This is a genomic window from Okeania sp. SIO2C9 (assembly GCF_010672455.1).
In the GTDB taxonomy this organism is placed as follows: Bacteria; Cyanobacteriota; Cyanobacteriia; order Cyanobacteriales; family Microcoleaceae; genus Okeania.
The window spans coordinates 123836-146451 of the sequence record NZ_JAAHGO010000011.1 but is presented as its reverse complement, the minus strand read 5'-3'; the positions used below and the strand labels follow the sequence as shown (position 1 = coordinate 146451).

Annotated in this window: 23 protein-coding genes and 1 pseudogene; 14 read left to right on the top strand and 10 right to left on the bottom strand. The window is 36.6% G+C overall.

The window, feature by feature from the left end:
• Together F6K23_RS10655 and F6K23_RS10650 are read left to right on the top strand one after the other, a co-directional pair.
• A partial coding sequence (locus F6K23_RS10655) for a hypothetical protein (RefSeq protein WP_293154499.1) occupies nt 1-261 on the top strand: 261 nt, incomplete at its 5' end.
• A 270-nt stretch (nt 262-531) separates the two neighbouring features.
• Complete coding sequence (locus tag F6K23_RS10650; RefSeq protein WP_367267680.1) at nt 532-1071, top strand: RNA-guided endonuclease TnpB family protein; 540 nt, start codon at nt 532-534, stop codon at nt 1069-1071.
• A 176-nt stretch (nt 1072-1247) separates the two neighbouring features.
• On the opposite strand, the gene F6K23_RS41725 is transcribed toward F6K23_RS10650, so the two are convergent.
• Entirely contained in the window at nt 1248-1406 is a 159-nt protein-coding gene (locus tag F6K23_RS41725) for a hypothetical protein (protein ID WP_367267679.1), read from the bottom strand.
• Nucleotides 1407-1464: 58 nt separating this feature from the next.
• Between F6K23_RS41725 and F6K23_RS10645 the strand changes: the two genes are divergently transcribed.
• Nucleotides 1465-2295, top strand: coding sequence for an SDR family oxidoreductase (locus F6K23_RS10645; RefSeq protein WP_293154496.1), 831 nt, complete (start codon nt 1465-1467; stop codon nt 2293-2295).
• Nucleotides 2296-3671: 1376 nt separating this feature from the next.
• Here F6K23_RS10645 and F6K23_RS10640 read toward each other — a convergent pair.
• Nucleotides 3672-4739 carry an RNA-guided endonuclease TnpB family protein gene (locus F6K23_RS10640; RefSeq protein WP_293154493.1) on the bottom strand — a complete coding sequence of 356 codons (1068 nt, stop codon included), beginning with the start codon at nt 4737-4739 and terminating at the stop codon, nt 3672-3674.
• A gap of 342 nt (nt 4740-5081) precedes the next feature.
• Between F6K23_RS10640 and F6K23_RS10635 the strand changes: the two genes are divergently transcribed.
• Nucleotides 5082-5663, top strand: coding sequence for a hypothetical protein (locus F6K23_RS10635; protein ID WP_293154490.1), 582 nt, complete (start codon nt 5082-5084; stop codon nt 5661-5663).
• 176 nt (nt 5664-5839) lie between these two features.
• On the opposite strand, the gene F6K23_RS10630 is transcribed toward F6K23_RS10635, so the two are convergent.
• Together F6K23_RS10630 and F6K23_RS10625 are read right to left on the bottom strand one after the other, a co-directional pair.
• Nucleotides 5840-6010, bottom strand: coding sequence for a hypothetical protein (locus F6K23_RS10630; RefSeq protein WP_293154487.1), 171 nt, complete (start codon nt 6008-6010; stop codon nt 5840-5842).
• Nucleotides 6011-6045: 35 nt separating this feature from the next.
• Nucleotides 6046-6459, bottom strand: coding sequence for a hypothetical protein (locus tag F6K23_RS10625; protein ID WP_293154484.1), 414 nt, complete (start codon nt 6457-6459; stop codon nt 6046-6048).
• Between the two features lie 244 nt (nt 6460-6703).
• Here F6K23_RS10625 and F6K23_RS10620 point away from each other — a divergent pair, with 244 nt between their 5' ends.
• From F6K23_RS10620 to F6K23_RS10610, 3 genes are all read left to right on the top strand, one after another.
• Nucleotides 6704-8395, top strand: coding sequence for an EAL domain-containing protein (locus F6K23_RS10620; protein WP_293154481.1), 1692 nt, complete (start codon nt 6704-6706; stop codon nt 8393-8395).
• Between the two features lie 212 nt (nt 8396-8607).
• Entirely contained in the window at nt 8608-8778 is a 171-nt protein-coding gene (locus F6K23_RS10615) for a hypothetical protein (RefSeq protein ID WP_293154478.1), read from the top strand.
• A gap of 12 nt (nt 8779-8790) precedes the next feature.
• Entirely contained in the window at nt 8791-8958 is a 168-nt protein-coding gene (locus F6K23_RS10610; RefSeq protein ID WP_293154475.1) for a hypothetical protein, read from the top strand.
• Nucleotides 8959-9273: 315 nt separating this feature from the next.
• Here F6K23_RS10610 and F6K23_RS41720 read toward each other — a convergent pair whose 3' ends face one another.
• The 6 genes and pseudogenes from F6K23_RS41720 to F6K23_RS10585 form a co-directional block, all read right to left on the bottom strand.
• On the bottom strand, nt 9274-9450 hold the full coding sequence (locus F6K23_RS41720; protein ID WP_367267678.1) for an element excision factor XisI family protein: 177 nt from the start codon (nt 9448-9450) through the stop codon (nt 9274-9276).
• Between the two features lie 10 nt (nt 9451-9460).
• Nucleotides 9461-9604, bottom strand: coding sequence for a hypothetical protein (locus F6K23_RS41715; protein WP_367267677.1), 144 nt, complete (start codon nt 9602-9604; stop codon nt 9461-9463).
• A gap of 238 nt (nt 9605-9842) precedes the next feature.
• Complete coding sequence (locus tag F6K23_RS10600) at nt 9843-10526, bottom strand: bifunctional 2-polyprenyl-6-hydroxyphenol methylase/3-demethylubiquinol 3-O-methyltransferase UbiG (protein WP_293154472.1); 684 nt, start codon at nt 10524-10526, stop codon at nt 9843-9845.
• Between the two features lie 230 nt (nt 10527-10756).
• The gene (locus F6K23_RS10595; protein ID WP_293154469.1) at nt 10757-11419 is read right to left on the bottom strand and encodes a phosphotransferase family protein; all 663 of its coding nucleotides are present in this window, start codon (nt 11417-11419) and stop codon (nt 10757-10759) included.
• A gap of 810 nt (nt 11420-12229) precedes the next feature.
• Nucleotides 12230-12496: a hypothetical protein gene (locus tag F6K23_RS10590; protein WP_293154465.1), complete on the bottom strand. Its 267-nt coding sequence runs from the start codon at nt 12494-12496 to the stop codon at nt 12230-12232.
• Nucleotides 12497-12600: 104 nt separating this feature from the next.
• Nucleotides 12601-12808: pseudogene (locus tag F6K23_RS10585) on the bottom strand (hypothetical protein).
• Nucleotides 12809-13122: 314 nt separating this feature from the next.
• Between F6K23_RS10585 and hypF the strand changes: the two are divergent.
• The 7 genes from hypF (at nt 13123) to hypE (ending at nt 21650) form a co-directional block, all read left to right on the top strand.
• Nucleotides 13123-15537 (top strand): carbamoyltransferase HypF, encoded by a 2415-nt coding sequence (hypF, locus tag F6K23_RS10580; protein ID WP_293154462.1) that lies wholly within the window; start codon nt 13123-13125, stop codon nt 15535-15537.
• A gap of 288 nt (nt 15538-15825) precedes the next feature.
• Entirely contained in the window at nt 15826-16074 is a 249-nt protein-coding gene (locus F6K23_RS10575) for a HypC/HybG/HupF family hydrogenase formation chaperone (RefSeq protein WP_202224891.1), read from the top strand.
• A gap of 631 nt (nt 16075-16705) precedes the next feature.
• The gene (hypD, locus tag F6K23_RS10570) at nt 16706-17878 is read left to right on the top strand and encodes a hydrogenase formation protein HypD (RefSeq protein ID WP_293154457.1); all 1173 of its coding nucleotides are present in this window, start codon (nt 16706-16708) and stop codon (nt 17876-17878) included.
• 212 nt (nt 17879-18090) lie between these two features.
• Nucleotides 18091-18315 carry a 4-oxalocrotonate tautomerase family protein gene (locus tag F6K23_RS10565; RefSeq protein ID WP_293154454.1) on the top strand — a complete coding sequence of 75 codons (225 nt, stop codon included), beginning with the start codon at nt 18091-18093 and terminating at the stop codon, nt 18313-18315.
• A gap of 74 nt (nt 18316-18389) precedes the next feature.
• The gene (locus F6K23_RS10560; RefSeq protein ID WP_293154451.1) at nt 18390-18854 is read left to right on the top strand and encodes a GNAT family N-acetyltransferase; all 465 of its coding nucleotides are present in this window, start codon (nt 18390-18392) and stop codon (nt 18852-18854) included.
• 178 nt (nt 18855-19032) lie between these two features.
• A complete protein-coding gene (locus F6K23_RS10555; RefSeq protein WP_293154448.1) occupies nt 19033-20472 on the top strand; it encodes a hypothetical protein in 1440 nt (479 codons plus the stop codon).
• A gap of 71 nt (nt 20473-20543) precedes the next feature.
• Nucleotides 20544-21650 (top strand): hydrogenase expression/formation protein HypE, encoded by a 1107-nt coding sequence (hypE, locus tag F6K23_RS10550; RefSeq protein ID WP_293154445.1) that lies wholly within the window; start codon nt 20544-20546, stop codon nt 21648-21650.
• The last annotated feature ends 966 nt before the right edge of the window (nt 21651-22616 follow it).

The window sequence follows — 22616 nt, the reverse complement described above, 5'->3', positions numbered from 1 at the left end:
AATCGTATGGGTAAAGGTGCAAGAGTTTACCTAGGTTCGGCGGAGTTAGCTGCGGTGTGTGCTTTAGTAGCAAAGATTCCCACGGTTGAAGAATATATGGAGATTGTAACGCAAAAAATTGATCCCTTTGCTGATGAATTGTACCGTTATCTTAACTCCGCTCAAATGACAGGGTTTGAAGAGGAAGGACGAGTTATTCCATTAGAAGAAATGCCCAAGAGTGAAGATATTTTAGGCATTCCAGCAGAAGCTTTAAGTTAATATCGTAGGGTGGGCATTGCCCACCTTACATTAACTAAGTCCTACAATTTGGTAAAATAGGCTCAATATATATACCAATTTTTAATAATAAATGGCATGCTATGGTAACCCACATAGAAATTACAGATCAACGCAAAGAAAAAGCGGAAGAGGAAATTCGTGAAACCACATGTAAGACTAGCGCCAAGGTAGCGGCAGCCTGTGTTAGCGGAGCTTTGCGGAGCGCAAAACGTCAACCCACCCAGGAGCTAAGGCTCGGCAGGAATCCCCGTGCCTAACAGCCGGGGAGGATGTCAACTAGAGTTTGTCTATGACCAACCAGAACCTAAAAAAGGCCAGCTAATAGCAGAAAACGTCTTAGGTATAGACCCAGGATTAAATAACTGGTTAACCTGTGTGAGTAATGTGGGAAAAGCTTTTATAGTTGATGGAAAAAAGGTTAAATCTCAAAATCAATGGTACAACAAGCAAGTAGCTAAAATCAAAGCAGGTAAGCCTGGTGACTATTGGGATGATCAGTTAGCAGCTATTACTGAAAAGCGCAACCGTCAGATGCGGGATAATGTGAACAAAGCAGCCAGATTTGTAATCAACTGGTGCATTGAGCATCAAATAGGTACAATAGTTTTTGGCTGGAATCAGCGTCAAAAAGATAGTATTAACATTGGTAAGAAAAATAACCAACAGTTTGTTCAAATACCTACAGCCAAGTTAAAAGCCAGGATAGCTCAATTGTCTGAGCAGTATGGGATTAAGTTTCTTGAGACTGAGGAAAGTTACACAAGTAAGGCTAGTTTTCGTATCGGATGATTTTCTGCCGACATTTGGTGAGAAACCCGTTTGCGTAGCATTCCGTAGGAAAAGGTGGGAAGCTTCAGGAAAGCGCGTCAATCGTGGCTTGTATCGTTCAGCAACAGGTCAATTAATCAATGCTGATACGAATGGGGCAGCCAATATTTTAAGAAAAGTATCGACACAGCTAGAAATTAATCTAGCCAAGGTCTGTAGGGGAGTCTTGATGCTCCCACAGCGATATAAGTTGGATAATCTAACTCAAAAATATCGTAAGCAGTGCGTTGCGTGGCAATAGCGCCCGTATAAGCACATCCGCTTAGAATCCAGGCTGTTTTAACGCCTGGAGACATCAATACTGTGGTAAAATCTAATTTTATGGTTAAGATTTACTAGAAAATCTAGAAAATTATGTGGCAACACGCAATTATCACGGGTGGTTCTAGTGGTATAGGTAAAGAAATAGCTAAACTACTTGCTACAGAAGGAAGCAATATATCAATTATTGCTCGTAACCAAAAAAAACTGGAGGCAGCAAAAGCGGAAATAACTGCTACTATCCTTAACCCAGAACAAAAAATTATTACTATCCCCACAGATGTTGTGCACCGGGAAGCAACAGAAACTGCCATCCATCAAGCAGTCAAAGAAATAGGTACGCCAGATTTGTTGATTACTGCTGCTGGTATTTCCCACCCTGGTTATTTTCGAGAGTTGCCAATAGAAATTTTTGAGCAGACTATGGCAATTAATTATTTTGGTTCTCTCTATTGTGTGCGGGCAGTTTTACCAATGATGGAACAAGAAAAAAAAGGGCATATTGTGATGATTTCTTCTGGTGCTGGTTTGATTGGAATTTATGGTTATACCCCTTATTGCCCTAGTAAATTTGCCATTAGAGGTTTGGCAGAATCTCTGCGTGGAGAGTTGAAATTGTCTGGAATTTCTGTTTCTGTAGTTTATCCGCCAGATACAGATACGCCACAGTTGGAAGTAGAGAATAAAACTAAGCCTTTGGAAACTAAACGTATTACTGCAACTTCTGGAATCTGGAGTGCTGAAGATATGGCTGTTGAAATTGTCCGGGGAATGAAGAAGAAAACTTTCGCGATCGCTCCTGGTTTAGAAATGACTTTGCTGGATAAACTTCATAGTTTATTGGCGCCAATAATTCAGTGGTATATGGATTTAATTGTGGTTCAAACTTTAGGGAGTAGGGGTTCAACAATGAATAATGAATAATGAATAATGAATAATTACATCTCCTTGAAAAGAAGAGGAATTTTACCTTAATTATTCGGTAAAGAATGGACAATTTCTGTCCAACAGTGGGGCAAAAAAGTTAATATTAGTTAAGCTTATATTTTTTGTAAAATATATTTGGAATTTAAACTGAATTTTCCCAAAAAAGTTCAAATGAGCTATTTAGGGGGAAAAATAGGGTGTCATAGCACAGCAAAACGTAGTTATCAGGCTTTTTTGGCCATTCGCTAAAAGTATTGATATATAAGGAATACATCTGTATTGATTTAAAGGAAATTTTGGTGTATTTTTGAAGTAAGTAATTCGCTCTGCGTAGGTGCTTATTAGAATGAAAAATAAAGATAATTAAGAATAAGTGAGTGGGAGTGCGATCGCGCAGCTAAACGTAGTTTGATCGCAATTTGCCCGAAATATGCTGTAATATCATGTCCGGTTGAATAGTGATAATTAAAGCTCGTAGTAGGGCTTTAGCCCCAGAAAGATCTATGCTTAGGGCTAAAGCCCTACTACAAACAAAAACTTTTTTATAACTAATTATCCGGACATGATATAACTTCTGCCTTCTGCCTTCATTTTAATTAGCCATAATAAATCAGCTATCTTTAGTCATCTTTAGATGACTTCTGCTGTGAGCCAAGAAATTTATTTCTTGGCGGATTGGCGGATGACAAAGCCACACAACTTTATACCCGATGGCTCGCCAATCTCCCCAAGCCAACCTCCCCAAGCCAAGCCAAGCCAAGGATTGAAATCCTTGACTGATAGCTTAAGTCATCTAAAGATGAGTAGATTATCTATACCGTCTTTTTATATTGTGGTTAATTAGTGCAACCTGATATTATTTCTGATAACTGATAACTGACCTACCCACGAACTAAACCACTGAAACCTGCTACCCAGAGGGATGTTAATATCCAACCAAAGATGATGTGAACCCATAAGTACCATCTTAATAAGCGACCAGCTTTTACTTTGAATAATATTAATGGAATTTCTTGACCTTTTTGAGAATTTGGCAGCCAATATGTTTGTTGATGTAGGTCAACTATGGGGATGAATGTGTCTAATGAATATAGCCAAAAGTTAAATTCTGGATAGTCTATATCAATGGTTTTATTGTTAGGTTCTTCGGTATATGGGCTAATTTCAGAATTAGAGAAATGACCTTGACTACAATCAAGTTTGCCACCAATAGTTGCTTCAGATAGACTGACTCTACCGTTCTACTAAACTTATCCAAACTTACCCAAAATAATATCTTGAACTTTGGAGCTAGCTTCCTGTTTCACAGAAGACCACTGACCGCAGTCTGTAACTTATCTTCTCCGCAGGCTTAAAATCGCTTGGAACTCAAGCTACTGATGTATATAGTTTTCCAAATTGACAGCAGCGTTAAAGTCTCTGTCTGCTGAGAAACCACAGTTTCTACATTCGTAAGTTCTCTTATGTAATGGCATTTTCTGTTGATGTCCACAATGAGAACACAATTGAGAACTTGGATAAAATCTATCTGCTATTACTAAGTTTGAACCGTACCACTCACACTTGTATGTAAGCTGACGCTTAAATTCATAAAAGCCACAATCTGCTATTGCACTCGCTAGTTTGTGGTTTTTGAGCATACCACTCACATTCAAATCCTCAATTATAATGGTGCTGTGGTTTTTAGCTAACCATGTTGTGAGTTTATGGAGCGTGTCTGCTCTAATATCAGCTACCTTCTTGTGAACTTTGGCTAGCTTTTTTACCGCTTTGGCTCTGTTTCTGGAACCAGGCTCTTTTTTGTTGACACGGCGTTGATAACGAGTTAGTCGTTTTTTTGCTTGCTTATAGGGTTTGACATTAGCAAATTGGCTTCCATCACTGCAAGTTGCTAGAGTATTTATACCAACATCTACACCGATAATATCTCGTCCTTTTGCAGTAGGGTTTGTTTGATAGTCATATTTAAAACTAATGTACCAATTATCTGCTTTTTTTGATATTGTGACATTTTTTACTGGTACAGTGGGTAAGATTTCATAAGTTTTCACTATTCCTATTCTTGGTAGTTTTATGTAGTTTCCTTGAATAATTTTAATACTTCCTTCTAGATAGAAACTGTCTTTTTTCCCCTTTTTCTTAAATTTAGGGAATCCACATTTAGGAATAGTTAAGAAATTTTCAAATGCTCTTTCTAAGTCTCTTAATGCTTGTTGTGGGGCACATTTAGATACCTCATAGTACCAAGGATTAATTGATTTAACTTCAGCTACTAAACGCTTATGCAAACTGATAGCACTAGGGCGTTTCTTGGTTGATTCGTACTCAGAAATGCAAGTAGCTAATCCCCAGTTATATGCATGACGAGCCACACCAGCGTGTCTAGCGAGCAGTGTTTTTTGTTTGTTATTGACTTTGAGTTTAGTCTTTATTGACTTCATTTTTAAGTAGTCAGCTGCTTCTTTTATTTGTTGGTACTCTCAGGAGTTCTGCTGCTTCAGATATTGTTAATAAATTAGATATAAATCTAGTATATCATAGTAAATGTTTAACTATATTCAACTTTGTATAATTATTTCAATACTGAAGAACTTAATTATGACAACATTAATTATAATTCATCTCATTCCAGAACAAATTCAGATGGTGAGTAAGAAGGGTTTGAAATTTTGGCGATATTTTTACCTTATACAGGATATTGTACCACAACTGCGATACAATTCTAAGTTAGACAGCTCACAAATGATAATTTTCCTATCTTGTCTAGGAGTTTGGAAATGGAAATGGAAATTGGTCTGATATTTTCTACCGCTAAAATCGCATTATCTATAGCTGCACTAACGGGAATAATTGATTCTGTTGATGCAAAGATAGATCGGTTGTCTCAGGCTGATTTATCTGCTGCCTTACGTTCCCTTGAACAGGCAAGTATTTCTGAGCAAGAGAAAGATAGTTTGCTCCGAGAGGCTCGCTCTAGTTTCAATAGAGCAATAGGATTAGAGAAAAACTTCCGTAAAGCAGTTGCTTATCTTGGCCTTTCTCTAGTTCACTACCACTTAAAAGATAATACGAATCATCAACAAGCACTTGAGAAACTCCTACTTGAAGCACCAAATGTGAGTGTAACTCAACTTGGTGTGGCAGAGGCGCTAGTCTGCAGGGTTAATCATCGTATATTTGTATCTAACCAAGTCTTATGCTTGTTATCAAAGAATCGTCGTGTCCAACATCGTAAACGCATTATGGAAACTGTAGTCGAAGACAGTGATGATATTAGAGGTTTTGTGGAAATTCAACTTGCAGTTTCTACATACATTCGTAAACCAGTTAAATGGATGATTGATATGGAAAATGGAAACTTTTGAGCCGAAGTTCCTTAGTATTAAGGTCTGACTTCGCCTCGCTTTGCCTGATAGATCCCAAATGGGTTCTATTTAAAAATATAGGGGGGGAGTGTGGGGATGTAGTGAATCTGGAAGTAAATTTAAACCTTTTTCCCCTATTCTATAGTTGATATTAGTTATCTGAGATCGTTAACATTTCAGGAAAACTTGAGTTTCCCTTTTTCTTCTTCAATTTTGGCTAACATGAAATTATCATAAATTTCGTCACGTCTTTCTTCACAAATATATTCCTTTAACAATAATTGAATTTCTTCCTTTTCATCTGTCGAAAGACGTTTGATTATTTCTACTACATCATTAAATATCATAATTTTTCAGACCTCATCATACCAAACAAATTTTATCAATTATTATACCATTCTGTACATAAGCACTCAATAAACTTAGCCGATAATCTCCGCTCTTCTCCCCATGATTCTGCTGTAACTGGATGATTAAATTCCTTTTCTTTAGCGATCGCTGCTAATAACTGTTTTAACTGTTCTGGATGTTCTGACTTTTCTAACTCCTTTAACTTTTCTAAGTCTAAACCTTCCAAATCTTCTAATTTTTCTACATCCTCTAACTCTTTTAACTGTTCTTTTAACAGTTCTAAATCTAACTGTTCCTTAAGCAAAGTAAGTTCTGGGGATTTAACTTGATAATCAGCCACTTCTCCTTTAACAATAGCCCTTAATAACTTTTGCTCAACAGAAGTAAGTGTTATTCTGTACCTCTGCTTTGCTAATGCAAGAAAACTCTTAAATTTGTCAGTCATAGTTTTTCATATTTTAGGAATGCCGTTAATATTATACCTGTATAGTTTCTTTCATGGACTAGCATTTTCAGGTAAAAGCTACAATATAGCAATCCTAAATAGGTTGTGACCAATAAAAAAGTAGATAAAAAAAACTGAAACTCTTACCTTTTCCCTGTTCCCTGTTTCCTAAAAAGCAGTAAAATTTTTGACACGAATAAAATAGGATTGCTATACGTACAATTTATGCTCTAAATATAAATTTATGAATATAGATAAAAGTATTATTTTTTCTCCCTGTATTCTCACACCCTCAACAAGTTTAAATGAAGCTATTAATCTAATGACAAAAGCAAAAGGAAGTTCTTGTCAGGTTAGTTATAGCGATCATAGAATACCTACGTCAAAAAATGTTAGTCAAACTAGCAGTTGTATCTTAATTGTAGAAAATAAAAAATTAGTAGGAATTCTCACAGAAAGAGATTTAGTCAAATTAACTATTCAAGGAAAAATATTACAAAATACAGTGATTAGTGAACTAATGACGACTCCAGTTATATCACTTCCCTACGAAGAATTTAGTGATTTATACATTGCCTATAATTTAATGCGTCGTCATCGTATTCGCCATTTACCTATTTTAGATATACACAATTATCCTATTGGGTTAGTTACTTTGTCTAGTTTGCGTCAAACTCTCAGTCCACGTTATTTTTTGCGGTTTCGAGAAATTGATGAAGTTATGACTCGTAATGTAATTTGGGATGTTCCCTCTACTTCTGTTATGGAAATAGCAAAAAAAATGGTTTTTAATAAGGTTAGTTGTGTTCTTTTGGTCGAAGATAAATCAGATATTTTGATTCCACTAGGAATTATTACAGAAAAAGATATTATACAGTTTCAGTCACTAGAGTTAAATCTAAAAGAGCTTACTGCTGAACAAGTAATGAGTTGTCCGTTATTTTGTTTGAAACCAGAAAATAATCTGCTTCAAGTCTATCAAAAAATGGAAGAATCACGAATCAGAAGGTTAGTTATAACAGGTGAAAAAGAGGAATTATTAGGAATAATAACAGAAACCGATCTAGCTAATATGATCGATCCCATTGAAATGTCTGGTCTCTTAGAAATTTTACAACATAGAGTTAATCAACTTGAAGATGAAAAAGCTTTTTTATTAGAAAAACAAGGACTTGAATTACATCAAGCTCTTGAAGAAAACCAATTTGAATTATATTATCAACCACAGTTCAATTTAAGGAAAAAAAATGTTTTTGGTGCAGAAGCTTTAATACGTTGGAATTCTCCTGAAAAAGGTAGAATTCCTCCTACTGAATTTATTCCCTTAGCTGAAAAAATAGGTTTAATCATTCCTCTAGGTCAATGGATATTAGAAACTGCTTGTAAACAAATAAAAGATTGGCAAAAAGAGGGATTACCAAATCTAGAAATTGCTATAAATATCTCAAGTAAACAGTTTCATCAACCTAACTTAGCTGAGGAAATATTAAATATTTTAAACAAATACGAAATCGAACCCCAATGTCTTAAATTAGAATTAACTGAAAGTTTATTAGTCCAAAATATTGACATGACATTAGAACAGTTTAAAATTTTAAAAAAAGCCAAAATTGAAATTTCTATTGATGATTTTGGTACAGGATATGCTTCATTAGGATATTTACAACATTTCGATTTTAATACTCTAAAAATTGACCGCTCCTTTGTTAAGGATATTCATAAAAATCTAAAAAATGCTGCTATTACTAGTGCTATTATTCGCATGGCTAAACAATTAGGTTTTCAAGTAGTTGCAGAAGGAGTAGAAACCCAAGAAGAAAGTGATTTCTTATATGCTCATGGTTGCGAATTAATTCAAGGTTATTTAATTAGTCGTCCGCTTTCTGCTAGAGATTTTTCTAAATTTATAACTGCACTTTCGGAAAAAATAAAATAAATTAGTTGTAAGCATTCAGCAGTCAGCTTTTCGGTGCGGAATGCTGCGCAAACAGCTATCAGCTTGATTAGCTTGAGTTGTATGGGTTAAAAATTCAAAACAAGTCTTTCTTGTGCTTCAATTTATTAGTGGAAAATGTAGTATAAGTTAAACGAATTTAAGACTTACGCAGATACCCTATAGAACCCATTTGGGATCTATAGATTGGGAGTGTGGGGAGTGTGGGGAGTGTGGGGAGTGTGGGGAGTGTGGGGAGATGGGGAGTGTGGGGAGTGTGGGGCAAATTTCAACTTTTTTCCCATATTTTATTTCTCAATCTCCTGACTCCTTTACCAAAAACCCTCACCTTTGCAGAGATACGCTTAGGGGTTCTATATATATAGCGCTCAAAACTATTGTCCAATAGTTACTGGACTCTATACATAATGCCTTTGCGTAAGTCCTGTATAAGTTATGATGATTTTGTCATTCAGGCGATCGCTATAATTTTTCAAGCACCATTCGGAGCTTTGCGTCAGCAATCGCCTAAATTAGTAGAAGCTATATATAGTGTCTTTGCGTAAGTCCTGTATATTCAACTTTGTATAATTATTTCAATACTGAAGAACTTAATTATGACAACATTAATTAGAATTCATCCCATTCCAGAACAAATACTCTATTTCTCTAGCTCCCGATCCCTGTAAATTGCCCTACCAACGGCTCCCCTAGCTGACTCCTTTGCCAAAAACCCGTACCGCGGGCAAAGATACCAAATAGCTTCTATCTGCACATGAACAATATCCACTACCAGTTATGCAATCTCTGGGGAGGTTTGGTCAGGATATGCTGACAACACAGGAAACAGCTAAAACAGGGCAAACGGTTGCCCCTATAATTCACACCACGGCAAAACCTGTAAATTGTCGAACAGAAGGCGCTCGAAATCCCAAAATAATATCTGATGAGGGTACACCCAATTCTACCAACTGATGAGCTAACCCTTCTTCTGTAAAATCGCGCTGAATCCAAATTTTTCCATCCTTAATATCGATATGAATTGGGCATCCATACATTCGCTCTTCATCACGCCATCCCACATATAACAATAAATAGCGATCGCGTTCTAAGTCGAACTATTTCAGTCGTTTCCAAATCTTCCTCAGAATGTTCGTAAGCGTGTTGATTGATAATTTTCTGAACTAATTCGCGATAATCTAGTTTTTCCATAAAGTTATATCATGTCCGGATAATTAGTGATAAAAAAACTTTCTCTTTTTCCTCTTCTTTTTTCTTACTTCTTCCTTCTTTCTTCCCTCCTGACTCCTGAGGACTGACTTCTGACTCCTCCGTTATTTATTTATAACTATTCAACCGGACATGATATTATCTCCTCCCTTTGAATATGAAAAATCAACAGCTTTAAGGAAAGAAAGCAATCGCTCAACTTTTGAAAAATTTCAAAATGTCACTGTTGATGCAAACAATACTCTATCCAAGCCTGTTTGATAGTATTTTGACCCGCTTCAGACCAGAAAAAATTGCGATGCACTTCCTGAAATCCTAAGTCGATAAACTGAGCCAGCTCCTTTTCTGATAAAGGCCAAGGAGGAGCATCAGGTATAACATCCGTATCCCGTATACGAGTAATCGCCAAAAGTGTTCCCCCTTCTGCTACCACTGGAGCAATGCAGTTAATAACTCTCTGTCGCATCTCCACGGGCAAAGCTTGAATAGTGCGTGACTCGATTGCTAAATCAAAGTAGTGATGCCAGTTTGCATCTAATGCCAATAGATCGGCAACCAGATAGTTGACTGAAGATTCAGGAAACCTTTGATGACACCAAGAAATTGCTGTTGGAGAAATATCAAACGCAGTCACCTGAAAACCTAACTTGGATAAAGCTTCTGCATCATCACCCAACCCACATCCAATCACTAAAGCATTTTTTCCTTCTCCTTGAGGTTGAGAAAAATTTAACCAGTCTTGTAGGTAGGGGTGGGTAGTTAAACGTGCCCAAGGTATTTGTGTAGGATCTCTGTGTGCTTCTGAATATAGAACTTCAAACCATCCAGTGGGGTTTAATTTTTGTGCTTCAGTAGCTAAGGTTTTGACTTTTTGCTGAATAGCTTCTGGTAGTTGTTCAAACATGGATTTGATTTTCTAGGGTTGATTTCAGTTCTATATAAATTATATCAGTTGAGGCAACTTAGCCCGCACACTATCTGTATTTTTGTTGAGTTGTGAGATGCGATTTTTATCTTGCGGAGCAAAACCCAACCTATATGATACTCGATCGTATAATGTCTGAAATAGCAGAACAAATTCGCATCTATGGCACTGTACAAGGAATTAGTTTTCTCTCTATTATTATCCCATTCTTAAATTTTGCATTTCAAAAGTTGTCGCAGAAAATAGGGCAGAGCATTACACTCTTGTTTTGCCCTCGGTTCTAAACAGGCAGTAATATGCTGATATGTAACGGCATGATGTAAAGCACATAAAGGTTTTGCTAATTTCCAAGCTTCTAGTAAACGTGGCTTTGATTCATAAATTTTCCATTGACTTAGGTATTCATCTCGCAAACTTTTTAAGGGCGAGAAAAAAGGGTTTTTATTCTGGATAAAAAATAATGGAAACATATCAAAAAAAGGATGAGATATACAGCTATCCGTCCAATCAAAAATGAGATATTTATTGTTATGCAAAGCAACATTTCCTAAATGCAAGTCTCCATGAACTAATGTTTGGGGAATTTTATATTCTGCCAGTTGAGAACATAACTTTTTCAGATGTGGAGCAAGTTTTTGTAGTTTCTGAGTTTCAGTTTCTTTGAATTGAGATAGAACATTTTTATCGTTAAATAAAACATCAATTTGAGTTGATAATTTTTCCAAACGTCGGTCTAAACATCCCATACTCAATAAATTATCAATATGCTGAATTGATTTGATTTGTATTTGAGCGAGTAAACGGTAAATGTCTTTTTGCAACTTGATAGATGAATTTCTACCAATAGGTTCTCCAAAATCAGCTAATAACATCCAGTGACGCTCAGAATTTATAGTAAGGACAGTAGGAATATGTTGGGGAAATAAATTTGCTAATTCCGTTGTGACTAATGGTTCATTGCAAAAAAGAGTTCAAGAATTTAGAATTTAGAATGCGCGAATTTAGAATTACCTCTCCTTGAAAAGAAGAGGATTGACAAAGAGATGAAAATTTTTATTTATTATCCCCTTAAAAGGGGAGGCTTTAAACCACAATATTTCGGTAGTGTAGATGCTTGCTTGAAATAAATATTTCCGGCTGTGGTATTAACCCGCAATACACAAGATATACCCCAATTTTTGATACATTCTACGGGAGAAAGTTGTTGATAATTTAATTCTAATAATTGCTCCTCAATCCATTTTTTTGCAGAGTATAACCAACCTTTTCTAGCCCAAGGTGGACGTATTTATGGAATTTCACTACTTTCAATTTCTGTTAAATATTCTTGGATAACTGATTTATGTTCTGGTAATTTTAGGCATATATTTCTCAAAGTTTCAATGCCAACCCAAGCAGCATCTTTGAATTTTTCTAAAAGTTCTTTTATCGAATAATTATGTTCCAGTACATATATAGTTTGAATTTCACATTTGTAAGCATTTCCTGCGGAATGCTGCGCAAACAGCTATTAACTGTCAGCTATCAGCAACAAGACTTTCTCTTATGGGACAGTGTTTAAATTAAAATAGAATTTAAGGTCAAGGGAACCTACTTTTCTAGTAAGACAATTAAATATTGCTTTGATAGTAAACTAAAAGTAATAGCTGATAGCTGATAGCTGATTGCTGACGGCTAAATGCTTACTCACATTTAGATTTATCGTCATAATTATGAGCGTAATATAAAATATTTGCCGAAATTTCAAGTTCTTGTTCTATTACTTTTTGAATAGTTCCAAAATTACTAGGATGTATATCTTTATTTATACAAAGATTGGGTATAAACCAACTATTTTTATCATCATATAGCATCAAAATTTTAGCTTCCGTGGGATGGGGTAAAATTGCAGAGAAATGAGATTTCCAACCCTGGAAAAATCTGTTGAATATCTGATTGATACTTGACAAGAATTTCATCATTTTGCACAGATAGCATACAAACTTTATTGACTATTATAAATCAAACTTTTTTAAGGCAGGTTTAAACGAAAAACTAAAACTTAATTCCACAATTATTTCTCTATGAGTTTCCTGAATTCATTAACATTTGAAGAAAAACTTCAGTTCTCCTTTTTGTTGTTCAACTTGAGCCAACTTGAAATTACTATAAATTTTGTCGCGTCTTTCTTCCCGGATGTATTGTTTTAACAACAATTGAATTTCTTCCTTTTCATCTGTCGAAAGACCTTTGATTATTTCTACTACATCATTAAATGTCATAATTTTTCAGACTTCATCATACCAAATCAATTTTATCAGTTATGATAGAACCCACTTGGTATCTTTTGAGAAAGTTGAGGTTGAAAACCTCGGCGTTGGTGAATTAATGTATGATATTAATCTTAATCATCTAGGAGTCAGGAGTCAGGAGTCAGGAGTCAGGAGGAAAGAAAGAAGAAGAAAGAGTAGTAAAGGGAGAAAGTTTTTTGTTTGCGCTCTTATCTGGACAAGATGTCATACCTCTTTTCACCAACGCCAAAACCTCTAAAATCTTACTTTTGACTTTTGACTTTTGAATTTTGAATTTATCCATAATGTCTGAAATAACAGAAGAAATTCGAGTTTATGGCACTGTGCAAGGTGTCGGTTTTCGGCCTACTGTCTACCGCATTGCTAAAGCATTGGGGTTGCGCGGTGAAGTTAGTAACGATGGACAAGGTGTCTTAATCAAAGTTGTGGGCGATCGCTCTACTATTGACGAATTTATCGAAAAATTACATTCTGAACGCCCTCTCCTGGCAAACATCGAAACCATCACTAGACACCAACTCCCCAACCAAAATTTCGCGGATTTTATCATTACCTCCAGCACCACTAATAAAGTTAGTACCCAAATAGCTCCCGATGCTGCCACCTGCTCGATGTGCAAAAGCGAAATATTCGACCCCATGAGTCGCTGGTATCGCTACCCATTTACTAACTGTACCCATTGCGGACCTCGTCTGAGTATTATCAAAAAATTACCTTACGACCGCCAAAATACCACTATGGCAGATTTTCACCTTTGCTCGGAATGTCAGGAAAACTATTCCGAACCACTTAACCGTCGCTTCCACGCTCAACCTACTGCTTGTCATGTTTGCGGACCGAAAGCTTGGTTAGAAAGAGCGGATGGTAAACCTGTAACTGCTGATATGTTTTCAATGTTGGATGATGTGGATGCGGTCTGTACTCTGATCCAACGGGGTATGATAGTTGCTATTAAAGGGTTAGGGGGTTTTCATCTTGCCTGCGATGCCACTAATGAGGAGGCGGTGCAAAAGTTACGTCATCGCAAACGCCGTCCGGACAAACCTCTGGCTTTGATGGCGAGAGATATAGAGGTAATTTCTGAATATTGTCATATTACTGATGCGGAACAGAAATTATTGGAAAGTGTTGCTGCTCCTATTGTGTTGTTGCAGAAAACTATTGGACAACAGTTAGCACCTAGTGTTGCACCAGAACTTGTGTTGTCACAGAAAACTATTGGACAACAGTTAGCACCTAGTGTTGCACCAGGACAAAATACTCTAGGTTTTATGCTTCCGTATACGCCATTGCATCATTTAGCTTTGCGTCGTTTGGATGTTCCCATAGTATTAACAAGTGGCAATTTTTCTGACGAACCTCAGTGTATTGATAATGAAGAAGCGCGGGAGAAACTATCAGAAATTGCTGATTATTTTTTAATACATAATCGCCCTATTTTTAATCGAGTTGATGATTCGGTGGTGCGAGTTATTAAGGAAGTTCCGCAAGTGTTACGTCGCGCCCGTGGTTATGCACCAGCACCGATTAATTTACCTCCAGGATTTGCAAATATTTCTCCGATTTTGGCGATGGGAAGTGAGTTGAAAAATACCTTTTGTTTATTGCGTGATGCACAGGCTATTTTGTCTCAACATATTGGGGATTTGGAAAATAATTTGGCTGCTACAGCTTATGAAAAAACTTTGAATCTTTTTTTAGGTTTATTGGAGGCTGAACCAAATACAATTGTTGTGGATAAACACCCGGAATATTTATCAACAAAACTGGGAAAAGATTTGGCTGTTGCTAATGATTTAAAATTGATTGAAGTGCAGCATCATCATAGTCATATTGCAGCTTGTATGGCAGAAAATGGTTTAGATATTGATTGTAAACCAGTTTTAGGAATTGCTTTGGATGGATTGGGTTATGGAGAGGATGGAAGTATTTGGGGAGGAGAATTTTTATTGGCAGATTATCGCGGGTTTGAACGTTTAGGAACTTTTAAACCTGTGCCAATGATTGGAGGAGAAAAAGCTATTTATCAACCTTGGCGTAATACTTATGCCCATTTAGTAACTGCTTTTGGTTTAGATTTTCTTAAGGATTACGAAGATTTAGAATTATTTAATTTTTTCCAAACAAAACCTCTGGCCACCATGAATCAAATGATGGAAAAAGGGATTAATTCTCCCCTAGCTTCTTCTTGCGGACGGTTATTTGATGGGGTGGCTGCTGCCATTGGAATTTGTCGAGATTTTTGTAGTTATGAAGGCCAAGCAGCGATAAATTTGGAGGCTTTGGCAACGGAGTATTTATTAAATGATGCTAAAGAAATAGAAGGTTATCAATTTAATATGCTCTTCTTAGATAAAGATAGTAAATTCCCTCTTACTTATCTGGTGTCACAGTCGATGTGGCAATCCTTACTGATAGACATAAAACAAAGTGCTTCTCCGGCTCTGATGGCAGCGAGGTTTCATCAAGGATTAGCGATCGCTATTTCTGAGATGGTGGCTGAGTTACATCAGAGTTGTGAGTTTAATCAAGTGGCTTTGAGCGGTGGGGTATTTCAAAATAAGTTGTTGCTTTCTGGGGTGAGCGATCGTCTATTTAAGATGGGGTTGGAGGTGTTGACTCATAGTCAGGTTCCACCTAATGATGGCGGTTTGTCTCTGGGTCAAGTTGTGATTGCTGCGGCAGGGAGTAGGGAGTAGAGAGTAGGGAGTATAAATTTGAGGGATGCGGTCGGGCAAGACCCGTGAATGCCTGTGGATGAGTAGCCGCCCACGGCCTCGTAGGGACGTTGCATGCAACGTCCGTACAGCAGGAAGTAAACATTAAAATATCACGCTATGTGACGTTTTATATCAGTTTTGTTGTGAAGCAGGTAAAATTAAAATATTGCCTACACTAACACTACATTATTGATGCACCCTCTAGCAACTCAAAAATGGATAAAAATTTTTTTTTATTTTAGTAAAAGTTTGATTAATTTAAGAAAAATGTGTTTAGGAATTCCTGGTCAAATTATTGAAATAACGGATATTGTCAATAAATTGGCAACAGTTAATATTAGTGGGGTGAAACGAGAGGTTAATATTGCCTGCATAGTTGATGAAGAACATCCGGTTGAGTCATGTATTGGCGACTGGGTGTTAGTTCATGTTGGTTTTGCCATGAACCGTTTAGATGAGGAAGAAGCAACAGAAACTTTGAAATTATTACAGGAAGTCGCTGCGGTGATGAATTAAAAGGTAGGTGTTAGATGTAGGTTTGGTTGAGGAAGGAAACCCAACATATTTGGTCTATTATTATGTAGGTTGGGTTGAAGAAAGAAACCCAGCATATCCATTAGACATAGGCGTGATAATCAAAAATAAAATCAACTATTGCACAGAAATTATCAATTATTTCCCCCTACTCCCTCTTTTGGAGGAGATGTCTATTATTTATATGTATTAGGACTTACGTAGTACAACGTATTTCCGTCATTGCGACCGACAGGGAAGCAATCTCAAATCCTAATTTTTTGTACTTTATGCGTAATATCATGTCCGTTTATATCGTTTGTGTAAACCCAAGGGTGAATATCTACAGGAAATAATGGTTTTTTTCTTGCGAGGGTAGCCTTCCTCCCTCTTGCTTCTTCCCTCTTCCTTCTTCCTTACCTTTGCTATACAAGACCGATGCTACCGGACATGATATAAGTCCTGTGTATATAGATAGCAAAGAACGAGTTGGTGTTTGACATAGACTGATGATGAACTTTAGACAGAGAACTGCTTTTCCGACTGTTCCCTGTTCTCTGCTATAGACATTTGTTTGGTTGCGCTACTGCTTAACCCAACCTACGATATTTTAATTTTATATAGGAGAAAATATATGAAATATGTTAAAGAATTTCGCGACCCCCACAAAGCACAAGGTTTAGTTAAAGAAATTGATAAACTCAGCCAAAAATTAGGATACAGCACCGATCGCCCACTCAAAATAATGGAAGTTTGTGGCGGTCACACTCACTCTATCTTTAAGTATGGCATTGAGGAAGTATTACCAGATAATATTGAACTAATACATGGTCCTGGATGTCCGGTTTGTGTAATGCCACGGGGTAGATTGGATGATGCGATCGCTCTGGCGGAAAAATCCAATGTTATTTTTACTACTTTCGGCGATGCGATGCGGGTGCCTGGTTCTCAAAAAAGTTTGTTGCAAGCGAAAGCTCAAGGTGCAGATATTCGGATGGTTTATTCGCCCCTGGATAGTTTGAAAATAGCTAGGGAAAATCCAGACAAAGAGGTGATTTTCTTTGGTTTAGGTTTTGAAACTACTGCCCCCAGTGCAGCATTAACTATTTTGCAAGCAGAAGCGGAAGGTATTGAAAACTTCAGTATTTTTAGTAATCACGTTTTAGTTGTACCTGCTTTAGAAGCATTATTGAGTAACCCAGATTTAGAATTACAAGGTTTTGTCGGGCCTGGTCATGTGAGTATGGTTATTGGTACCGAACCCTACCGCGTAATTTCGGAAAAATATCGTAAACCATTAGTAGTATCAGGATTTGAACCTCTGGATATTTTGCAGTCTATCTGGATGTTATTACAGCAAATGCTAGAAGATCGTTGCGAGGTAGAAAACCAATATAGTCGTGTGGTGAAAGAAGGAGGTAATAAGGTAGCACTGGAAGCAATGGGCAAAGTATTTGAAGTGCGGGATAAGTTTGAGTGGCGTGGTTTAGGAGACATTCCTGAGTCTGGGTTAAAAATTACTGATGCTTATGCTTGTTTTGATGCGGAAATTAAGTTTTGTGTGCCGAATAAAAAAGTTGCTGATGCTAAAGCTTGCCAATGTGGGGAAATTCTCAAAGGTGTTTTGAAACCTTGGCAATGTAAAGTATTTGGTACTGCTTGTACTCCAGAAAATCCTATTGGCACTTGTATGGTTTCCTCAGAAGGTGCTTGTGCTGCTTATTATAAATATGGTCGGTTGTTTAAAAAGGAAGAGGGAAGAAGGAAGAAGGAAGAAGATAAGGTATTTAGTTTTAATGTGAAATAAGGATAAGAAGGAAGAAGGAAGAAGATAAAGTATTTAATTTTAATATTAAATAGACATCTCCAATAATCAAAAATAAAATCAACGCACATAAATTATCAATTATTTCCCTGTACGGACGTTGCATACAACTTCCCTACTCCCTCTTTTAGAGGAAATGTCTAATAGATTCAATAATGGTTTTATATATATTAGTAAAATAGGAGGAAAAAACCATGCCATTTATAACTATTCAAATTGCTGATGGTCATTCAGTTGAATTAAAACGCAAACTAGCAAAAGCTGTCACTGATACTGTTGTTTCTACTTTAGGAACAAAACCAGAATGGGTGACAGTTCATATCGACGAATTTAGTCGAGAAAATTGGGCGATCGGCGGTCAACTTCATATTGATAAACATCCCGGTCGTCATGCAGAAAAAGTAGAAAAAAATAATTAACTTGTCTGGAAAAAGTTGACGGTTAATTTGAAAAAGTAAGCAATTAATTCTTTGAAAATTACCGTCTAAAAATCATGCTGAATCAAGAAATAGTAATCAGAGAAGCAGTTCCCAGTGACATAAAAATAATTATGGAATTGCTTTATCTAAAAGCAAAATTTGACGGCTGTCCTGAATCTTTAAAAGCAACAAGTGAACAACTAAATAACGATTTATTCGGCACAACTCCCCTTACTTCTATTTTATTAGCAGAAGTAGGGGGTAAAACTATAGGTTTCGCTAGTTATCATCGAATTTATTCAACATTTTTAGCTAAACCTGGAATTTGGCTAGATGATTTATATTTACAAGCAGAATACCGAGGTCAAAAAATTGGTAAAGCTTTAATGACTCGTCTATATCAAATAGCTGAAGAAACAGGTTGCGGTAGAATTGATTGGACTGTGGATATTAACAACGATAATGGTATTAAGTTTTACGAAAAAATAGGAGCTAATATTATAGAAAAGGTGAGATTATGTCGCCTGGAAATTAATTGAAGAAGGTAGAAGGTAGAAGGTCTAATTGCTTATGGATTATTTGTGATTATGTTGATTTTTGGAGACCTCAACCCAACCGAAAGAATTTAATTTAACTAAAATTATTTGACTAAATATACAAATACAAATTTCGAGCAAAAGAATACTTCTATTTTTTTATTTAATTTAATATAAGTCTATGACAAACCAAGAAGACGTTTCTAATATTACGCCAAGCTCAAATTATCCAGCCCAAATCAAGCAGTTTGAAAATGGGCTGCTTGAATTTATGAACAAATATGGTTTACCTACAGATTCTGTATTAGTAACGGTAAATGAAAGACTCAAAGTTTTTAAGAACATAGAAGATGTTGTAGAAAAAATTGAAGATAGTCAAAAAAAACGTTTTTTTTATATCTCAAAATTTATTGCGGCTTCAGCAGCAGGATTGTTTGATGCTGCTTTAAATTATCTATGGGATGAAACAATTTATGAACTACGAATAAGAGTTTCACAATATGACTTAGATTACTTTTTTGATACTGCTGTTGGTGCTAGTTCTGAGCGACGTAAGAAGTTAAAAGATAAAGATGATTTAGTTAAGATAAATGATAGTGAATTAATCAAAGCTGCTAATGAAATTGGATTAATATCAGACTTAGGTTTTCAACACCTTGATTATGCAAGATATATGCGTAACTGGGCAAGTGCAGCCCATCCTAATCATAATCAAATTACAGGTTTACAGCTTATAACTATGCTAGAAACTTGTATTATCGAAGTAATTACTCTGCCTTTGTCAAATGTAGTAGTTGAGATTAAAAAGCTTCTTAAAAATATTAAGACTAACCAAATATCTCAGAAAGAGGCTAAACAAATAGCCTCTTTTTGTATAGATTTACCACTGGAGAAAATAAACACTTTAACTGCTGGTTTATTTGGTATTTATACTCAACCTAATACCACAACTCAAACTCGTCAAAATGTCAGATTTATAATTCCTTTTTTATGGGATAGATTAGATGAGGATACACGCTATCAATTTGGCACAAAGTATGCAAGGTTTGTAGCAAATAATGAACAACTTCAAGCAAATTTAGCTCGTGAGTTTCTCGAAACAGTTTCAGGACAATCTTATATACCAGATAATATTCGTTCAGCTGAAATACAGACATCTATTGAAAACTTACTGACAGTTCATAGAGAAATAAATAACTTCTACAATGAGCCTCCATTTGCTCGACAACTCCAAAGACTTGTTGGCGATATGGGTAAGATTCCACCTCAAGTAAACCGTGAATATGTTTATTGTTTAGTAGAAGCATTCTTAACCAATGGAAATGGTGTTGCTTGGGATGCTGAAGAGATATACATAGTTATGCTAGAAAAATTCGATTCTGAACAAGCACTTATAGCAATACTTTCTTTCAATGACTCAAATATTTCTGCTCGTCTACAACATAAATTATGTCAACAAAAGTTTAGAGAATTATTGGAAAGAATGACAAACAAAGTTTCTAATCAGGAAATAAGAGAATTTATTGAGCAGTTAAAAAAATACAATGCTCCTTTAAATACAATGAAAAATGATTCAGATATTCAACGTCAGGTTGAAAATTTGAAAAAAATACTATCGTAAATAGATTACTAAATCTAAAAAACTAGCAATATTAATTAAATTGATATTTAATATCATAACTGGTAACTGAAATGACAAACTCTGCTGACAACGAACCCACCCAAAATCCTTTATTTCAAAAAATCGAACAAGCACGACGTCGCCCGACAAAAGTACGCGACACCAACATTACTCTCGCCCACGGTAGCGGTGGTAAAGCAATGCGCGACCTAATAGAAGATATTTTTGTCCGCAACTTCGACAACCCCACCCTCTCCCAACTCGAAGACCAAGCAACATTTGACCTAGCAACTCTCACTGCTCAAGGAGACAGACTTGCTTTTACCACCGACTCTTATGTAATTGACCCCATATTTTTTCCTGGTGGTAATATCGGGGAACTTGCAGTCAACGGTACAGTTAACGATATAGCGGTGAGTGGAGCAAAACCCTTATACCTCTCCTGCGGAATGATTATTGAAGAAGGTTTTCCCGTTGACTCCCTCCGAGAAATAGCCAAAAGTATGAAAGCAGCAGCAGATGTCGCCGGAGTTAAAATTGTCACTGGAGACACAAAAGTTGTTCACCGAGGTGCTGCCGACAAATTATTTATCAATACTGCGGGAGTAGGTGTAATTCGTTCAGGTGTTTCTATTTCTGCTCAAAATCTCCAACCAGGGGATGCCATTATTGTAAATGGTTATCTAGGCGACCACGGAGCTGCAATAACGATCGCCCGTGGAGACTTAGCTCTGGCAACAGAAGTTAAAAGCGATACTCAACCTTTGAATGGTTTGGTCGATACTATTCTGGATGTTTGTCCGGAAGTTAGGGCAATGCGAGATGCTACCCGTGGTGGTGTAGCAACAGTATTAAATGAATTTGCCATGAGTTCCGAAGTAGGGATACGACTTTTTGAATCTTCCCTACCAGTGCGGGAGGAGGTGCAGGGAGTCTGTGAAATTCTCGGTCTCGACCCTTTATATTTTGCTAATGAAGGTAAGTTAGTGACAGTGGTTCCGGGAGAAAAAGCGGAAACTGTTTTGGCAGCGATGAAATCTCATCCTGCGGGTATTGATGCTGCTATTGTGGGGGAAGTTATTGCTTCTCCTCCTGGAATTTTACTGTTGCAAACCACTTTTGGCACCGAGCGTATTGTAGATATGTTAGTAGGAGACCAACTACCAAGAATTTGTTAAAAACTATTCCGGAACACAAAAGGGATGAGCAACCCTTTTAAAATTCAACGACTATTAGACATCTCCAGGCGTAGGTTGGGTTGAGGAAGCGAATCCCAACAAAAGCTTGCTACTTTTGGCACCGAGCGTATTGTAGATATGTTAGTAGGAGACCAACTACCAAGAATTTGTTAAAAATTATTCCGGAACACAAAAGGGATGAGCAACCCCTTTTAAAATTCAACGACTATTAGACATCTCCAGGCGTAGGTTGGGTTGAGGAAGCGAATCCCAACAAAAGCTTGCTACTTTTTGCACCGAGCGTATTGTAGATATGTTAGTAGGAGACCAACTACCAAGAATTTGTTAAAAATTATTCCGGAACACAAAAGGGATGAGCAACCCCTCCTAAAATTCAACGACTATTAGACATCTCGACCAAAAGAGGGACTAGGGAGTAGGGGGTAGGGACGTTGCATGCAACGTCCCTACAGAGTAGGGGGAAAGAATTGATAATTTATGTCGAATAATTGATTTGATTTTTTATTATTGGAGATGTCTATTAGTACCTCTGCAATAAGGAGGCTTGAAATTAGGAAAATTTGCCATTTTTAGATTTACTAATTAATATCATGTCCGGATAATTAGTGATCAAAAAACTTATCATGAGTGCTTCAACAGTAAATCTTTCTATTTTCCCTACTCCCCTATTCCCCTACTCCCCTACTATCTTAATTATAAGTATTCAACCGGACATGATATAACAGCCCAGTTAATGTTAATTATTCTTATGTTTACTTCCCCTCCTGGAAGGGGTTAGGGGTGGGTTCCCCACTCCCCTACTCAATAGCAAAATTGAAAAGTTTTTGAGAAATGCTATTAATGGTTGAAGTTCAAAATTTGAATATTTACAGCACTTTTGAGGATAGTGAGGTACAGTTGCAAGACTATTCTTGTATTTCCTGTTCCCTGTTTCCTAGAGCAATA

Excerpts from the sequence above, each read along its gene's own strand:
- F6K23_RS41725 (WP_367267679.1), bottom strand. The coding sequence starts at position 1,406 with ATGTCTCCAGGCGTTAAAACAGCCTGGATTCTAAGCGGATGTGCTTAT.
- F6K23_RS10645 (WP_293154496.1), top strand. The coding sequence starts at position 1,465 with ATGTGGCAACACGCAATTATCACGGGTGGTTCTAGTGGTATAGGTAAA.
- F6K23_RS10640 (WP_293154493.1), bottom strand. The coding sequence starts at position 4,739 with ATGAAGTCAATAAAGACTAAACTCAAAGTCAATAACAAACAAAAAACA.
- F6K23_RS10635 (WP_293154490.1), top strand. The coding sequence starts at position 5,082 with ATGGAAATTGGTCTGATATTTTCTACCGCTAAAATCGCATTATCTATA.
- F6K23_RS10630 (WP_293154487.1), bottom strand. The coding sequence starts at position 6,010 with ATGATATTTAATGATGTAGTAGAAATAATCAAACGTCTTTCGACAGAT.
- F6K23_RS10625 (WP_293154484.1), bottom strand. The coding sequence starts at position 6,459 with ATGACTGACAAATTTAAGAGTTTTCTTGCATTAGCAAAGCAGAGGTAC.
- F6K23_RS10620 (WP_293154481.1), top strand. The coding sequence starts at position 6,704 with ATGAATATAGATAAAAGTATTATTTTTTCTCCCTGTATTCTCACACCC.
- F6K23_RS41720 (WP_367267678.1), bottom strand. The coding sequence starts at position 9,450 with ATGTATGGATGCCCAATTCATATCGATATTAAGGATGGAAAAATTTGG.
- F6K23_RS41715 (WP_367267677.1), bottom strand. The coding sequence starts at position 9,604 with ATGGAAAAACTAGATTATCGCGAATTAGTTCAGAAAATTATCAATCAA.
- F6K23_RS10600 (WP_293154472.1), bottom strand. The coding sequence starts at position 10,526 with ATGTTTGAACAACTACCAGAAGCTATTCAGCAAAAAGTCAAAACCTTA.
- F6K23_RS10595 (WP_293154469.1), bottom strand. The coding sequence starts at position 11,419 with ATGTTATTAGCTGATTTTGGAGAACCTATTGGTAGAAATTCATCTATC.
- hypF (WP_293154462.1), top strand. The coding sequence starts at position 13,123 with ATGTCTGAAATAACAGAAGAAATTCGAGTTTATGGCACTGTGCAAGGT.
- F6K23_RS10575 (WP_202224891.1), top strand. The coding sequence starts at position 15,826 with ATGTGTTTAGGAATTCCTGGTCAAATTATTGAAATAACGGATATTGTC.
- hypD (WP_293154457.1), top strand. The coding sequence starts at position 16,706 with ATGAAATATGTTAAAGAATTTCGCGACCCCCACAAAGCACAAGGTTTA.
- F6K23_RS10565 (WP_293154454.1), top strand. The coding sequence starts at position 18,091 with ATGCCATTTATAACTATTCAAATTGCTGATGGTCATTCAGTTGAATTA.
- F6K23_RS10560 (WP_293154451.1), top strand. The coding sequence starts at position 18,390 with ATGCTGAATCAAGAAATAGTAATCAGAGAAGCAGTTCCCAGTGACATA.
- F6K23_RS10555 (WP_293154448.1), top strand. The coding sequence starts at position 19,033 with ATGACAAACCAAGAAGACGTTTCTAATATTACGCCAAGCTCAAATTAT.
- hypE (WP_293154445.1), top strand. The coding sequence starts at position 20,544 with ATGACAAACTCTGCTGACAACGAACCCACCCAAAATCCTTTATTTCAA.